We start from the raw sequence: 14,744 nt of genomic DNA, 5'->3' as shown, positions 1-14,744 counted from the left end.
AAAACGGCCATGAACGACCGATCACCCGTGCGCATCTGCATCCTCGCGCTGCCCGAGACATCGGCGTCGGTGGTGTATGGCATGTACGACATGTTCATGTCGGCGGGACGCGACTGGGGTCTCATCGTCGAAGGCACGCCGGGGCTCGCGCCGATCGCGCCTGTGGTCGTGTCGCGGCACGGCGGCGCGTTCGTCGCGGGCAACAACGTGCGCATCACGGCGGACGCGACGCTCGATGCCTGCGACAACGCCGACGTCATCTGCGTGCCCGAGTTGCTCGTGCCGCCCGGCGAGCCGCTCGCGGGCCGCTTCGACGAAGAGATCGCGTGCCTGAAGCGCTGTCACGCGCAAGGCAAGATTCTCGCGACGGCCTGCTCCGGCGCGATCCTGCTCGCGGAAGCGGGCCTGCTCGACGGCCTCGACGCCACCACGCACTGGGCGTACTGCGATTTCATGGCGCGGCGCTATCCGTCGATCAAGGTGCGTTCGCATCGCGCGCTCGTCGCGTCGGGCGACGGCGAGCGGCTCATCATGGCGGGCGGCGGCACGTCGTGGCTCGATCTCGCGCTGTATCTGATCGCGCGGCTCGCGGGCATCGAAACCGCGATGCAGACGGCGCGCATCAATCTGGTCGACTGGCACGACGTCGGCCAGCAGCCGTTCGCGCGGCTCGCGCGCACGCGGCAGGCGGAAGATGCCGTCATCGCGCGCTGCCAGTCGTGGATTGCCGAGCATTACGCGCAGCCCTCGCCCGTCAGCGCGATGATGCAGATGAGCGGCCTGCCCGAGCGCTCGTTCAACCGGCGCTTCCAGCTGGCGACAGGCATGTCGCCGCTCGCTTACGTGCACACGCTGCGGCTGGAGGAAGCCAAGCAGATGCTCGAAACGGATCATCAGCCGATCGAGGCCATCGCCAATGAAGTCGGCTATGAAGACGCCGGGTTCTTCAGCCGCCTGTTCCGGCGCAAGGTGAGCCTCACGCCGGCGCAATATCGCCGACGCTTCGGCGCGATGCGCGACGCGATCGGATGCATCAGCGAGGATCGCTCACCGGCGCGCTGACTGCCAGCCGGCGCGGCAGATGCGGCGCGGTCTGCGCGATGTGATCGAGCTCGTCGCGCACGGCGTCGATCTCGCGCACGTCGGGCGCGCGGGAATCGGCCGCGTGGATCGCTTCGAGCCGACGCCGCACCGCGCCGTACTGCGCGCCCGCCCGGCGATGCAGCTCGGCGCGCTCGCTGTAGCGCAGAAAGGTCTGCAACGACGCGAGCACGGCGGCGCTCAGACTCGTCATGCCGATAGCGACGCGCACGCCCGGCGACACGCCCGTCGCGACGAGCGACAGAAACGCCGACGTGCCCGTCGCCGCCGTGATGCCGATGACGGCTAGGCCGAGCCGCCTGCCGTAGCGCGTGAGGCGATCGGCCATCGTGTAATGGCGAATCTGCGATTCGCGGGCGCGCCTGATCCACGCCAGCACGAGCGATCGTGTGTCGCGAGGCGGGTCATGCGCGGAAACGGAATCGCGCCGCGGCGATTCGAGCGAGGTCGATACGGTCATCATGTTGTAAATACTCTGCGAACAGACCGTATCTTGCGGGCCGATGCGGACGGATCGTGTCCCGATCCGAGGCGCGGTCAGTCGTCGATCTCAGGCGTCGTTGCGCGGCGCCTGAATCATCTTCCAGCCGTTGCCGGCAGGATCGCGGAATCCGGCGTCGACGCTGCCGAAGCGCTCGACCGGCTCCTGCGTGAACTCCACGCCGCCCGCTTTCAGGCGCTCATACGTGGCGCGGCAGTCCGCGACGGACAGCACGAGCGGCGGCATCGCGCCCTTCGCGACCATCGCCCGCAGCGTGTGCGCGGTGGCGTCGTCGTGAACGGGCGGCCCCGGCGCGAACAGGCCGAGCTGGAACGACGGCTGATCCGGATGCTGCACGGTGAGCCATCGGTAAGCGCCGTTGCGCACATCCGTGTGGACGCGAAAGCCGAGCTTGCCGACGTAAAACGCGAGCGCTTCGTCCTGATCGTCGACATACACGCCCACCACGCTGATGCCCTGGTTCATGTGACCTCCTTCGTTGAAGATGGCCGCACTGTACCTTTCGCGACGCGCCGCCGCTTCTCCAAAACTGCCATCGTGAGATCGGGGCGCTGCGCCGCCTTCAGCACGCACGCGGGCACGCGCCCGAGCGCGGCGGCATCGGCGCGGGATTCGATGCGCATCGCGCCGGGGCTGCGGCCGGTGATGTCGCGGAAGATGCGGCCGAAGGTGCCGAGGCTTTCCCAGCCCGTGACGAAGGCGATGTCCGTGATGGCGAGATCGGTGTCGCGCAACAGCGTGACGGCCTGCTCGATGCGCCGCGTGAGCAGATAGCGATGCGGCGGAATGCCGAACGCGCGCTTGAACGAGCGCGCGAAATGCGCTTCGGACACGCCGCTGACGGCGGCGAGACGGCGGACCGGCCAGGCTTCGTGCGAGGACGCGTCCATGCGGTCCTTGGCGCGCAGGAGACGGCGCAGCAGAGCGGGATCCTGCAGGGCGTCGGCGCTGTCGTGATCGCGGGATGGCATGGCGTTGGGAGCGCGAAAAGTGTGGACGTAGTGTAGCCCGACGCGCGCAAACCCCGTCCGCAAAAGAAAACGTCGTGCGGAACGGAATCCGCACGACGCGAAGATCGCTCACTTCCCGGAGAAGAAAGAGCAAGAGAGACAGAAAACATCTTAATGCGCGACATCGAAGCGCAACGCGGCGGACAGCGGCCGGTTCTCAACCCACTTCAGCGAATTGCGCCCGCGCTACGCGAACCCATACAGCTTCGCCGGATTCGACACGAAGATCATCCGTTGCCAGTCGGCGCGGCCGATCCATCCGGCGATCACATCGACCAGAATCGCGTCGCCGGGCTTCGCGCCCTTCTCGCTCGGATGCGGCCAGTCCGTGCCCCACAGCATCCGCTCCGGCGCCATGTCGATGAACGCCTTCGCGACCGGCGCGACGTCCGCATACGCCGGCGCGCCCGATTTCGTGTCGACGTATGGGCCCGACAACGTGATCCACGTATTGCCCTTCTCGACGAGCCGGCGCGCCGCGCGGAACGCCTCGGACGACGTGCCTTCCGGCTGCGGCACGTGCGCGATATGGTCGATGACGAGCGGACACGGCAACGCCGACAACTGACTTTCGATGGCGGGAAGCTTCGCGCCCGGAATCACGATCTCGATATGCCATCCGAGATTCGCGATGCGCGCCGCCAGCGGTGCGATCATCTCCGCCGTCGCCGCGCCCGGAAAGCTCAGGTTGAAGCGGATCGCGCGGATGCCGCCGCGATGCAGCGCGTGAAGCTCGTCGTCCGTCACCGATGCATCGACGACGGCCACGCCGCGCGCGTCGTCGCCGAAGTGCTTCAGCGCGTCCAGCGTGCAGCGGTTGTCCGTGCCGTACGTCGATGGCGTGACGACCACGTTTCGGCTCACGCCGAGCCTCTTCTGCAAGGCCCGATACTGCGCGACCGTCGCGTTCGGCGGACGCAGCGTCGCGCCCGCCGCGATGGGAAACCGGTCGTCGTAGATATGCATGTGGCAGTCGATGGCGCCATCGGGCAATCTGAATGATGGCGGCTGCGTGCCGCTCGACCAGGTTTCATCGGCGAATGTCGTGGCCGGCAGCGCGCATGCGGCTGTCAACGCTCCCGCGTAGCGCAGGAACGCGCGTCGGTTCGTCGTCATGCTCAGACAGTCTCCGTCTTGTTCGTCAACTGTCTTGCGTGCCCATTGCGCGTCAACAGCAGCAAGGTCGTCACGCTGACGAGCGTGAGAATCGCGAGCGGCATCAACGCGAGCGCATAGCTGCCCGTCGCTTCCTTGACCCAGCCGTAGACGTTGACCATCAGGCCGCCGCCGAGCAGGTTCGCGATCGCATTCACCGTGGCGAGACCCGCCGCGACCGCGCTGTTCGACAGCATGCCCGTCGCGAGCGCCCAGAACGGGCCCTTGAACGAATACGCGCCGACGAGCACCGCGCACAACATCGCGACGGTCGGCACCAATGCGCCGCTCAACGAAGTCGCGAGCAGTCCCAGACCGATCAGCAGCATCGGAATCACGGTATGCCAGCGGCGCTCGCCGACACGATCCGAACGGCGTCCCCAATACACCATCAGCACCGATGCCACCGCATACGGAATCGCGTTCAGCAGGCCGGTCTGCATCACCGTGAGGCCGAACGACTTCAGCAACTGCGGCTGCCAGACGCCCAGCGTGCTGCCCGCCGCCGACGCGCACGTGCAGACGAGCGCGAGACACAGCACATAGCGGTTGCGGAACAGTTGAGTGAGCGGCATCTGCGCGACTTTCTTCGGCGCCTTGTGCTCGGTCGCGAGCGCGTTGATGAGCCATTTGCGCTCGTCTTCGTCGAGCCAGGTCGCGTTTTCCGGCTTGTTGGTCAGCACGAACAGACAGGCGATGCCGAGCAGCACGGTGGGAATGCCTTCGAGCAGAAACAGCCAGTGCCAGCCGCGCAGACCGCCGATGCCGTCCATCTGCAGGAGCAGCGCCGAGATCGGCGAGCCGATGAAACTCGCGGCGGGAATCGCCACCATGAAAGTCGCAACGATGCGCGCGCGATACGACGCCGGAATCCAGTACGAGAGATACAGCAGCACGCCCGGAAAGAATCCGGCTTCGGCCGCGCCGAGCAGGAAGCGCAGTATGTAGAAGGTCGTCGCGTTGTGCACGAGCGCCGTCGCCGCCGATACGATGCCCCACGTGATCATGATGCGCGCGATCCAGATGCGCGCGCCGTACTTCTGCATCGCAAGATTGCTCGGCACTTCGCAGAGGAAGTACGAGACGAAGAAGAGGCTGCTGCCGAAGCCGAAGACCCGCGCCGACATGCCGAGATCGTGGTTCATCTGCAGCGATGCCATGCCCACGTTGCCCCGGTCGATAAACGCGAGCAGGTAGCAGATCATCAGGAAAGGGATGAGCCGCCATACGACCTTGCGTATGGTGCGGCGCTCGATTGCGGATTTCTCCATGACACCAGTAGCTTGCATTTCTGTCTCCCAGTCTATTGTGCGCCTGAGCGCTGTTCCCTGAATCGTTGCAATGCGGTAATCGACATGACGCCCGCGGCCAGCACGATCGCCATGGCCGCGAAGGTGTGACGCACGCCGAGCGCTTCCGAGACCGTGCCGACGAGCAGATAGCCGAACGGCATCGTGCCGTTGTAGGCCATGCCGTACATGCCGACGAGCCCGCCGCGCACGTGCTCCGGGCACTGCCGCTGAATGGTTGCGTTCGTCGATGTCGCGGCGAACGTGAGGCTGAAGCCGAGCGCAAAGAACGCGGGTATCGATGCCGATGCCGCCGTGGTCATCGCCAGGACGAGCAGCGCGGCGACGGCGCTCCACGGCGCCCACGCAATGCATCGCCGCGATGCCCGCGACCCCCACGCCGACGACAGCAGCACCGCCGCGCTCAGCGACCCCGCGCCCGCGCACGCGAAAAACACGCCGGTGAAGCGCGCCGCATCGTGAAAGCCGCGGTCGGCCAGCAAGGGCACGAGCGTCTGATAACTGCCCGCGAAGAGTCCGATGCACGCGAGAATCGGCAGATAGCGCGCCGAGAAGGCATCGGACATCACGTAGCCGACCGCATCGCGCAGGCTGCTGTCCGCGCGCGACGGCCGCGCCGCCGCGTGCGGTTTGATCGAACGCACGCAGGTCGCCATGAAGCAGAGCGCGAGCGCGTAGATCACGAACGATGCTTCAGGCCCGAACGCCGGATAGACGAACCCGGCGATGGTCGGGCCCACCATGCGGCCCACGTTGTAGACCATCGTGTTCATCGCGACGGCGTTGGACGTGTGACGCGCATCGCGCAGGCTGGTCAGCAGCAACACTTGTCGCGCGGGCGTCTCCACCGCGCTCGATATGCCGATGGCGAGCGCATGCGCGAGAATCAGCTTCACGCCCAGCACGCCGAGCATCGACAACGCGAAGAGGCTCGCCGTCAGCATCAGCGACACCATCAGCACGCACAGCGTCACGCGCTTCGCATTCGCCGAGCGGATCCGCGAACCCGCGACGGGCGCGACGACGAGCTGCGGCCCGTACAGCAGAAAGTTGAGCAGCGCGAGAATCGCGGCGGAGCCCGACAGGTGATACACGAGCAGATTCAGCGTCACGTTCTGGGTCCAGCTTCCCAGCACGGACGCGACCTGCCCGCCCAGATAACGCCGCAGCGACGCCTCCGTGAGCGCCGGAAACAGGCGTCCGGCAAGACCCGGACCCGGCGGCTGAGCTGCGGTCGTCATGCCATCGTCCTCAGAACTTCTGCCGCATACCGACGACCACGCCGGTCTGGTTGTAGCCCGGCGCGACCGTGCCGTAGCCGTTCACGCCCAGCGCGGAGCCGTTCGTGTTGCGCGCGAAGGCGGCGGTCGCGTAGACGTCGGTGCGCTTGGACAGCAGGTAGTCCGCGCAGAGCACGGCGAGCCACGGGTCCGCGCTCGTCGAGTGGACGTCCTGGTAGTAGGCCGTCGCGGTCAGATTGAAAGACGGCGTCACGTTGTACTGCGCGCCCGCCCAGTACAGGTTCGCGGCGTTCGCTTCCGAGCCGTTGGCGACATTGATGGGGCTCGCCGGCAGGAACGCGTTCGACGCCCGCAGATAGCGATAGCCCGCGAAGCCCTTCACCGGCCCGAACACATACGTCGCGGCGGCGGTCGCGCGGCGCTCGGTATCGGTGTTCGTCGCGACGGTGTTGCTGTTGCGCTGCTCGTAGGACACGCTCGCGGCGAACGGCCCGGTCGCGTAGGTCAGCGCGCCGCTGAAGAAGCGGCCAGTGAGCTGCGCGCCTGGCACCTCGCTGCCGTAGCCCGTGTCGTAACGCGTGCTGTACATCGCCTGCGCGGTCAGCGGGCCGAACCAGCCGGTGTACTTCGCCGAGTTGTCGATGCGCCCGGCCATCGCGTAGTCGACGGACAACGAAGAGTATCGGGACGACGCGCCCATCGGATCGAACACGACGGCCTGTTCGTACAGCAGCGAGTTCTGCCGGCCGAAGGTCAACTGCTGATCCTTGAACGACAGGCCGACCCACGCCTGACGGCCAAAGAGCCGCGTGGTCGTGGTCGCGCCCGCGCCGAGGCCGCGCGTGGATTGCGCGGAGGTGCCGTCGTTCAGGTTGAAGCCGCTTTCGAGGACGAAGATCGCCTTCATTCCGCCGCCGAGGTCCTCGACGCCCTTCATGCCCCAGCGCGAGCCGGAGAGATTGCCCGACACTTCGCGCGTCTGCGCGCCGCCGGCGGCGGTGTTGTTGATGTGCTCGATGCCGATATCGGCGATGCCGTAGAGCGTCACGCTGCTCTGCGCATCGGCGCTTGCCGGGACGAAGGTGATGCTTGCTGCCGCGACGGCTCCAAGCGCGATGCTCAGGTTCGAACTGGCTCGCTGGCCGGCTTTCTTGTACGACATGGAGTCTCCAGACTAGGGGGGATGACTGTGGTGATGACTGTGGGTGATAAACGCGCGATCAGGATGTGTGCGCGGCAGGCGCTTCGCCGGCGTCGGCGCCCGGATCGCCGAGCCAGGCGATGGTCAGCGCGCCTACCAGCAGCACCGCCGATACGGCGATGAGCGGCACGGTGAAGCCGCCGGAGAACTGCTTGAGGAAGCCGATCATCGACGGGCCGACGAAACCGCCGAGATTGCCCACGGAGACGATGAGCGCGAGTCCGCCGGCGGCGGCGCGTCCGGTGAGGAAGCCCGAGGGAATGGCCCAGTACGTCGCCTGAAACGCGAGGATGCCGCTCACGGTGAAGCACAGCGCGATCAGCTTGAAGAGCGGCATGTCGACGAACGTGCTGACGAAGAGCGCCACCGCCGCAACGACGAGCGCGCCCGCCACATACGGAATGCGATTCTGCGAACGGCCCGCGACGCGCGCCCACCACAGCATGACCACGGCGCCGATCGCGTATGGAATGGCGGTCAGCCAGCCGACCGTCGCGTGTCCGACGCCGAACTGCCGGATGATCTGCGGCATCCACAAGCCGACGCCGAGCGAGCCGACGATCCCGCAGAAGTTGATGAACGCGAGCACGAACACGCGCCAGTTGGTCATCGCGTCGCGCAGCGTGCTGCCGTGCTTCGCGCCGATATCGCCCTGTTCGAGCGCGAGACGCCGCGCCAGCGCGGACTTCTCTTCATCGGTGAGCCAGTGCGCTTTTTCCGGGCGATCCGCGAGCACGAACAGACACGCGATACCGAGCGCGACGGCGGGCAGCCCTTCGATGAGCAGCAGCCACTGCCAGCTCTTGAGGCCGTGCAGGCCGCCGAGCTGAAGCAGCGCGCCGGAAATCGGCGAGCCGATCATGTTCGCCACGGGAATGCCGACGAGAAACGCCGCCGTCACCTTCGCGCGCCACTTGCCCGGAAACCAGTGCGTGAAATAGAGGTAGATGCCGGGCGTGAAACCGGCTTCGGCGATGCCCAGCAGAAAGCGCGCGGCCGCGAAGCTCTTCGGCCCGACGACGAACGCGGTGGCCATCGAAAAGACGCCCCACGTGATCATGATGCGCGCGATCCATACGCGCGCACCGACCTTCTGCATGATCAGATTGCTCGGGATCTCGAACAGAAAATAGCCGATGAAGAACAGCCCCGCGCCGAAGCCGAACTGCTCGGCGGTGAGGCCGAGGTCCTTGTTCATCGTCAGCGCCGCGAATCCGACATTGGTTCTGTCGAGATAACTGATGACGTAGCAGACGAAGATGAACGGCAGAATGCGGCGGAATGCCTTCGCGAGCGTGCGCTCGCTTGCCGCGTAATCCTCGCTGGCGATGGCGGCGTCGGGCTCATTGCCCACACGGCGCGCGGCACGTCTCGCGCCCAGAGTATGCGAAATGTTCATGCTTGCTCCTCCACCGCGCTTCTTCGAGCGCGATGTCTTGATGTGTAGCCGGCCTTCGGGGCTATTTCCTTGCGCGCTTGGCAAGCGGTCCCGCCACGCTCATTCGCGCTTTGAGGATCGTTCCGGACACGGACTCGGTCATGAAAAGCGTCTTCATGTCCGCGCCGCCGAAGCAGAGATTGGTGAGCGACGCGCCTTCGGGGCTCGTCAGAATCTCGACGGGCTCCGCGCGGTGATTCAGCACCCACGCGCGCCCCAGTCCGGGATTCGCGACGAAGAGCCGCCCTTCGCTATCGACGGTCAGTCCATCGGGACCGCTCGGTCCATACGACGTGAAGAACTGGCCGACCTTGCTGACCGAGCCATCGGCCTGAAGCGGGACACGCCACACGCAGTTGCCGCGCGTCATGCCGACGAACAGCACCTTCTCGTCCGGCGACAGCACCAGTCCGTTCGGGCTCGGGCAATTGCCGAGCAGCATGTCGAGCTTGCCGTCGACAGAAAGCCGGTACACGCGGCCCGTCGGATCGTGCAGACCCGTTTGCCCCTGATCGGTGAAATAGAGGTTGCCGTGCGAATCGAACGTGAGATCGTTCACGCCCCTGAAGCGCTCGCTGTTGCGGCGTTCGAGATAAGGCCGCACGTCGCCGCGCGTGATATCGAGCAGCATCAGGCCGTTGCGATAGTCGGTGATGAGCAGATGGTCATCGTCGAAACGCTTCATGCCGTTCGGCTCGCCGTCGTACTGCGCGACGAGATCCCACTCGCCCGCGGGCGTGATCCGGAAGATGCGGCCATGCGGAATGTCGGTCACGAAGAGATGGCCGTCCGGATCCCAGACGGGGCCTTCGAGAAACGAATCCGTCGCCATGCCGCCGCGATTGGCGCGCGCCCAGTCGGTCTGCACGTCGGGCTTGCGGAAGGTGTCCGGCATGCGCGTGAATACTTCGGCTTCGCGCACCACGGGCGATGTGAGATAGAACATGATCAACCTTTGCTATCGAACGTCAGGCCGCGTCGCGGGCGTGTTCCTCGAGCGCGGCGAGGATGTTGGCCGCCGCGCCCTTGCCCATGTTCACGTAGGCGGCATCGCTCACGCCGCCGATATGCGGCGACAGGATCACGTTAGGGATGCGCTGGAACGGATGCGGCGTGGTCATCGGCTCGATGTCGAAGCTGTCGAGACCGGCTGAACGCAACTGGCCCGAGGCGAGCGCCTCGGCGAGCGCGGTTTCGTCGATGAGACCGCCGCGCGCCGTGTTGACGAGAATCGCGCCTTGCCTGAAGCGCGCGAAGGCGTCGCGGTCGAGCATCTTGCGGTTCCCGTCCGTGAGCGGGCAATGCAGCGAGACGATGTCCGATTCCGCGTACAGCGCGTCGAGCGCGACGAGCGTCACGCCTTCGGGCGCTTCCTTCGCATACGGATCGAACGCGACGACGTTCATGCCGAACGCGAGCCCCGCCGATGCGACCCGCCGGCCGATCGCGCCCAGCCCGACGAGCCCGAGCGTGCGCCCCGCGAGCTCGACCGACTTGTGCGTCGACTTGTCCCAGTGGCCTTCGCGCATGCGCGCATCGAGTTGAGGGACGGCCTTGGCGCACGCGAGAATCAGCGCCCACGTATGTTCCGACACCGCCGCCGCGTTCGCGCCGACAGCCGCGCGCACCGCGATGCCGCGTTCGGCCGCCGCTGCCTGATCGATCACGTCGATGCCGCTGCCGTGCTTCGAAATCACTTGCAGGTTTTCGGCGGCGTCCATGATGCGCGCGTTCACCTTGCCGTAGCGCACGATGATCGCGACCGGCTTGTGCTGCTTGCAGAGCGCGACGACATCGTCTTCGGTCGGCTGCTTGCCCGCATAGACGACCTCGAACCGGCCGAGCATGTCGAGCGCTTGCGGCGCGAGATCGGCTGCCGTCACGAGAACGACGGGCTTGTGCGAAGTCGTCTGCATCACAGTGCCTCGCCTTCGGCCAGCATGCCGGCGGCGCGCAGCTCTTTCTCGACCCAGCCGGGACGCACGTCGCCCTTGTGAATGGCGGCGATGCGCGCGGTTTCCATGTCGAGCTTCTTCTGCGCGAGATCGACGATGCGCGCGACATCCTTGCGCGGAATGACGACGACGCCATCGGCATCGCCGACGACGAGATCGCCCGGATTCACCGCCGTGCCGCCGATGGAGATCGGCGCGTTCACGAGACCGGCGACGCTCTTGGTCGGGCCGCACGGATTCAGGCCCGCCGAGAAGATCGGATAGTCGCCCTGCGCGAGCTCGTGCGCATCGCGCACCGCCGCGTCGATGATGATGCCCGCGATGCCGCTCGCCTTCGCCTGCGTCGCCATGATTTCGCCGAGCAGCGCGCAGGTGACATCGCCCTTGCCATCGACGACGATCACATCGCCCGGCTTCGCGATGGCCAGCGCGGCGTGGAGCGCGAGATTGTCGCCGGGACGCACTTCGACGGTCACGGCCGGACCGGCGACTTTCATCGTCGGCGACAGCGGCTTCACGCGGCCATGCACGGTGCCGCGACGGCCGGCGACATCGGCGAGGATGGCCGCCTGATACTTCGCCGCCGCTTCGACGAGCTCCGGCGATACGCGCTCGATATTGCGATTGATGGGGGAATTGCCTGCGGACGTCATGCTCATGAATTTCACCTCGAAGGTCATGTTGTACGATGTACAACTGTGGTGTACGGAGTGAAATCACTATAAAACAGCGCGGCCGAACGAGACCAGTAGCGTTAACCCTTTTATCAGGTGAAACGCCATTTTACTGTGTACAATGGTCCGTGATCGAAAACCGGGAGACGGGAATGGGGAACGATGGCGTGGCAGCGGTCGAGAAGGCGCTCTCGCTGCTGGACTGCTTCAAGCCGGGCGCGGAATCGCAGTCACTGGCGGCGCTCGCGCAGGCGTCCGGCATGCACAAGACGACCGTGTACCGACTTATGAACTCGCTCGAGCGCATGGGTTACGTCGTGCGCTCGCAGGCGGGCAACTACTCGCTCGGGCATCGCGTGCTCTATCTGGGCAAGCTTTTCGAGCAGTCGTTTCATCTGTCGTCGGTGGTGGAGCCGGCGCTGCATGCGCTCGCCGCATCGACGAAGGAAAGCGCATCGTACTACGTGCTCGATAACGGGCAACGGCTGTGTCTCTTCCGCGCGGAGCCGTCCGAAGGCTTGCGGGAAACGCGGCTCGCGGGCACGTCGTTTCCGCTGGACGAGACGGCCATCAGCCACGTGATCCGCTACTGGGGATTGAACGAACCGATTTACGACGCGCCGCCGAAGATGCCGCTCTTCACGTCCGGCGCACGCGATCAGCATACGGCTGCCTTCGCGACGCCCGTCTTCGGCGCCGGCGACACGTTCATGGCCGCGCTCACGCTTTCCGGGCCCGCGTCGCGATTGATCCCGGCGCATGAAACCGGCGAGCTGATCGAGCCGCAACTGAGCGCCGCCGCCGATCTGTCGAGAAGGCTCGGCGCGAGCGCCGGATTCTGCGAGAAGATTTACGCGATGTGACGCATCGCGCTACAGCAACGGCAGCGTCAGACGGATGTGCTCCGCGAACGCCGCCGTCAACAGCGACGGCCGCTCCCGCGCGAACTTCAGCGATATGCCGACGCCCGGCAGTGCGGGCAGTCCGGTATCCGCGTTCAGCACGCAGAGATCGGCGGGCACGGCCGTCTGCGTGATGACCGCGAAGGCCTGCCCCGAACGCACCAGCGCCGTGAGACCCGCGAGACTGCTGCTCGCATACGCGATCCGATACGCCTTGCCCGCGCGCTGCAGCGCGTCGCACGCGGCGATGTGATCGAGCGTGTCGGGATCGGACAGCGCGAGCGGCAAGGGATCGTAGTGCGCGGATTCCATCCCCGGGCAGCCGATCCAGACGAGCTGCTCGCGCCGGATGACATCGCCGCCGGGGCTGTCTTCGGGCAGCGAGAGCATTGCGAGATCGAGCGCGCGCTTCTTCAACTGCTCGGCGAGTCGGGGCGTCGGGCCGCATACGACTTCCACGAGCGCATGCGGATGCTGACTCGAAAACTGCCGCAGCAAGGTCGGCAGAAAGACCGCCGCATAATCGTCCGGACAGCCGAAGCGGATGCTGCCCGACAGCCCTTTTCCGCACAGATCGGCCATTGCTTCGTCATGCAGACGCAGGATGCGTTGCGCGTGAACGAGCAGACGCTCGCCGGGATTCGTCAGCACGACGCCGCGCCCGGTGCGCTGAAAAAGCGGCTGATCGACGATCTCCTCCAGCCGCTTCATCTGCTGACTCAGCGCGGATTGCGTCCGCCCGATGCGTTCGGCCGCGCGGCTCAACGCCCGCACCTCCGCGATGACGGCGAACGAGCGCAGCAATTCGATCTCGAGTGACAGGCCCAAGGTATTAGAACCTCTTCTATCTCGCATTAGAACTATTCGATTCTATAAAACCAGAGCGCCGACTACACTGCAAGTTCTTCCACCTTCCGCCAGGAGAAGCACGGTGTCCCTGAACAACGACGCAAGCTTTTGGCACAACGCCAGGCAGCATCTCATCCGCTACGGCGGCACGTTCGAGCCGATGATCATCGAGCGCGCCCAGGGCAGCTTCGTCTACGACGCCGACGGCCGCGCGATCCTCGATTTCACTTCGGGTCAGATGAGCGCGGTGCTCGGTCATAGCCATCCTGAAATCGTGTCGGTGATCAGCGAATACGCGGGCAAGCTCGATCACCTTTTCAGCGGGATGCTGTCGCGTCCCGTCGTCGATCTCGCGACGCGCCTCGCCGATATCACGCCCGCCGGCCTCGACCGCGCGCTCCTGCTCAGCACCGGCGCGGAATCGAACGAAGCCGCGATCCGCATGGCGAAGCTCGTCACGGGCAAATACGAAGTCGTCGGTTTCGCGCAGTCGTGGCACGGGATGACGGGCCACGCCGCGTCCGCGACGTACAGCGCCGGGCGCAAGGGCGTCGGTCCGGCGGCGGTCGGCTCGTTCGCGATTCCCGCGCCGTTCGCGTATCGCGCGCGCTTCGAGCGCAACGGCCAGTACGACTGGCTCGCGGAACTGGATTACGCGTTCGATCTCATCGACCGTCAGTCGAGCGGCAATCTCGCGGCGTTCATCGCGGAGCCGATTCTGAGCTCGGGCGGGATCATCGAATTGCCGGAAGGCTACATGGCGGCGCTGAAGCGCAAGTGCGAGGAGCGCGGCATGCTGCTGATCCTCGACGAAGCGCAGACGGGCATCGGCCGCACGGGCACGATGTTCGCGTGCCAGCGCGACGGCGTCACGCCCGACATTCTCACGCTGTCGAAGACGCTCGGCGCGGGCCTGCCGCTCGCGGCCGTCGTCACGTCAGCGGAGATCGAGGAACGCGCGCACGAACTCGGCTATCTGTTCTATACGACGCACGTGTCCGATCCGCTGCCCGCCGCGGTCGGTCTGCGCGTGCTGGATGTGGTCGAACGCGAAGGTCTCGTCGCGCGCGCGAACGTGATGAGCGCGCGGCTCAGGACCGGCCTGCTCGATCTGATGGAGCGCTTCGACTGCATCGGCGATGTGCGCGGACGCGGCTTGCTGCTCGGCGTGGAGATCGTCAAGGATCGCCGCACGAAGGAACCCGCCGATGGCCTCGGCGCGAAGATCACGCGCGAGTGCATGAACCTCGGACTGAGCATGAACATCGTGCAATTGCCGGGCATGGGCGGCGTGTTCCGCATCGCGCCGCCGCTGACGGTGAGCGAGGAAGAGATCGATCTCGGTCTGGATTTGCTCGGGAAGGCTATCGAGCGTTCGCTGTAAGTGCTTCGGCAAACCCTGCGTG

At 66.0% G+C, this 14,744-nt stretch carries 15 protein-coding genes; 3 read left to right on the top strand and 12 right to left on the bottom strand.

Translation table 11 applies throughout. The annotated features are described in order from the left end of the window. Window positions 1-9 precede the first annotated feature (9 nt). Complete coding sequence (locus AWB78_RS18905) at window positions 10-1,062, top strand: GlxA family transcriptional regulator (RefSeq protein WP_062606975.1); 1,053 nt, start codon at window positions 10-12, stop codon at window positions 1,060-1,062. Here the strand turns inward: AWB78_RS18905 and AWB78_RS18900 are convergent. The 11 genes from AWB78_RS18900 to AWB78_RS18850 all read right to left on the bottom strand — a co-directional run bounded on the left by AWB78_RS18900 (window position 1,034) and on the right by AWB78_RS18850 (window position 11,572). Beyond that, window positions 1,034-1,564, bottom strand: coding sequence for an SLATT domain-containing protein (locus AWB78_RS18900; protein WP_232477743.1), 531 nt, complete (start codon window positions 1,562-1,564; stop codon window positions 1,034-1,036). The genes AWB78_RS18905 and AWB78_RS18900 overlap by 29 nt on opposite strands. A gap of 87 nt (window positions 1,565-1,651) precedes the next feature. Further along, window positions 1,652-2,068: a VOC family protein gene (locus AWB78_RS18895; RefSeq protein ID WP_062606974.1), complete on the bottom strand. Its 417-nt coding sequence runs from the start codon at window positions 2,066-2,068 to the stop codon at window positions 1,652-1,654. Then, window positions 2,065-2,574, bottom strand: a complete 510-nt coding sequence (locus AWB78_RS18890; RefSeq protein ID WP_062606972.1) for a helix-turn-helix domain-containing protein — start codon at window positions 2,572-2,574, stop codon at window positions 2,065-2,067. Before AWB78_RS18890 ends, AWB78_RS18895 begins: the two co-directional genes overlap by 4 nt. A 225-nt stretch (window positions 2,575-2,799) precedes the next feature. Next, on the bottom strand, window positions 2,800-3,729 hold the full coding sequence (locus AWB78_RS18885; protein WP_062606970.1) for an amidohydrolase family protein: 930 nt from the start codon (window positions 3,727-3,729) through the stop codon (window positions 2,800-2,802). Window positions 3,730-3,731: 2 nt separating this feature from the next. Further along, a complete protein-coding gene (locus AWB78_RS18880) occupies window positions 3,732-5,057 on the bottom strand; it encodes an MFS transporter (protein ID WP_062606969.1) in 1,326 nt (441 codons plus the stop codon). Between the two features lie 14 nt (window positions 5,058-5,071). After that, window positions 5,072-6,319 carry an MFS transporter gene (locus tag AWB78_RS18875; protein ID WP_062606967.1) on the bottom strand — a complete coding sequence of 416 codons (1,248 nt, stop codon included), beginning with the start codon at window positions 6,317-6,319 and terminating at the stop codon, window positions 5,072-5,074. A 10-nt stretch (window positions 6,320-6,329) separates the two neighbouring features. Beyond that, on the bottom strand, window positions 6,330-7,481 hold the full coding sequence (locus tag AWB78_RS18870; protein WP_062606965.1) for a porin: 1,152 nt from the start codon (window positions 7,479-7,481) through the stop codon (window positions 6,330-6,332). Window positions 7,482-7,539: 58 nt separating this feature from the next. Next, window positions 7,540-8,919, bottom strand: a complete 1,380-nt coding sequence (locus AWB78_RS18865; protein ID WP_062606963.1) for an MFS transporter — start codon at window positions 8,917-8,919, stop codon at window positions 7,540-7,542. A gap of 61 nt (window positions 8,920-8,980) precedes the next feature. Continuing rightward, window positions 8,981-9,904, bottom strand: a complete 924-nt coding sequence (locus tag AWB78_RS18860; RefSeq protein ID WP_062607115.1) for an SMP-30/gluconolactonase/LRE family protein — start codon at window positions 9,902-9,904, stop codon at window positions 8,981-8,983. Between the two features lie 22 nt (window positions 9,905-9,926). After that, window positions 9,927-10,874, bottom strand: a complete 948-nt coding sequence (locus AWB78_RS18855; RefSeq protein WP_062606961.1) for a hydroxyacid dehydrogenase — start codon at window positions 10,872-10,874, stop codon at window positions 9,927-9,929. Beyond that, window positions 10,874-11,572: an RraA family protein gene (locus AWB78_RS18850; protein WP_062606959.1), complete on the bottom strand. Its 699-nt coding sequence runs from the start codon at window positions 11,570-11,572 to the stop codon at window positions 10,874-10,876. The genes AWB78_RS18855 and AWB78_RS18850 overlap by 1 nt, the downstream gene beginning before the upstream one ends. Window positions 11,573-11,739: 167 nt before the next feature. Here AWB78_RS18850 and AWB78_RS18845 point away from each other — a divergent pair, with 167 nt between their 5' ends. Next, window positions 11,740-12,450, top strand: a complete 711-nt coding sequence (locus AWB78_RS18845; protein ID WP_062606957.1) for an IclR family transcriptional regulator — start codon at window positions 11,740-11,742, stop codon at window positions 12,448-12,450. Window positions 12,451-12,459: 9 nt separating this feature from the next. On the opposite strand, the gene AWB78_RS18840 is transcribed toward AWB78_RS18845, so the two are convergent. After that, window positions 12,460-13,344: a LysR family transcriptional regulator gene (locus tag AWB78_RS18840; RefSeq protein ID WP_062606954.1), complete on the bottom strand. Its 885-nt coding sequence runs from the start codon at window positions 13,342-13,344 to the stop codon at window positions 12,460-12,462. A 76-nt stretch (window positions 13,345-13,420) separates the two neighbouring features. On the opposite strand from AWB78_RS18840, the gene AWB78_RS18835 reads away from it, so the two are divergent. Further along, the gene (locus AWB78_RS18835) at window positions 13,421-14,722 is read left to right on the top strand and encodes an aspartate aminotransferase family protein (protein ID WP_062606952.1); all 1,302 of its coding nucleotides are present in this window, start codon (window positions 13,421-13,423) and stop codon (window positions 14,720-14,722) included. Window positions 14,723-14,744 lie beyond the last annotated feature (22 nt).

This window comes from Caballeronia calidae (assembly GCF_900044055.2).
In the GTDB taxonomy this organism is placed as follows: Bacteria; Pseudomonadota; Gammaproteobacteria; order Burkholderiales; family Burkholderiaceae; genus Caballeronia; species Caballeronia calidae.
This window is presented reverse-complemented; position numbering and strand designations above follow the sequence as displayed.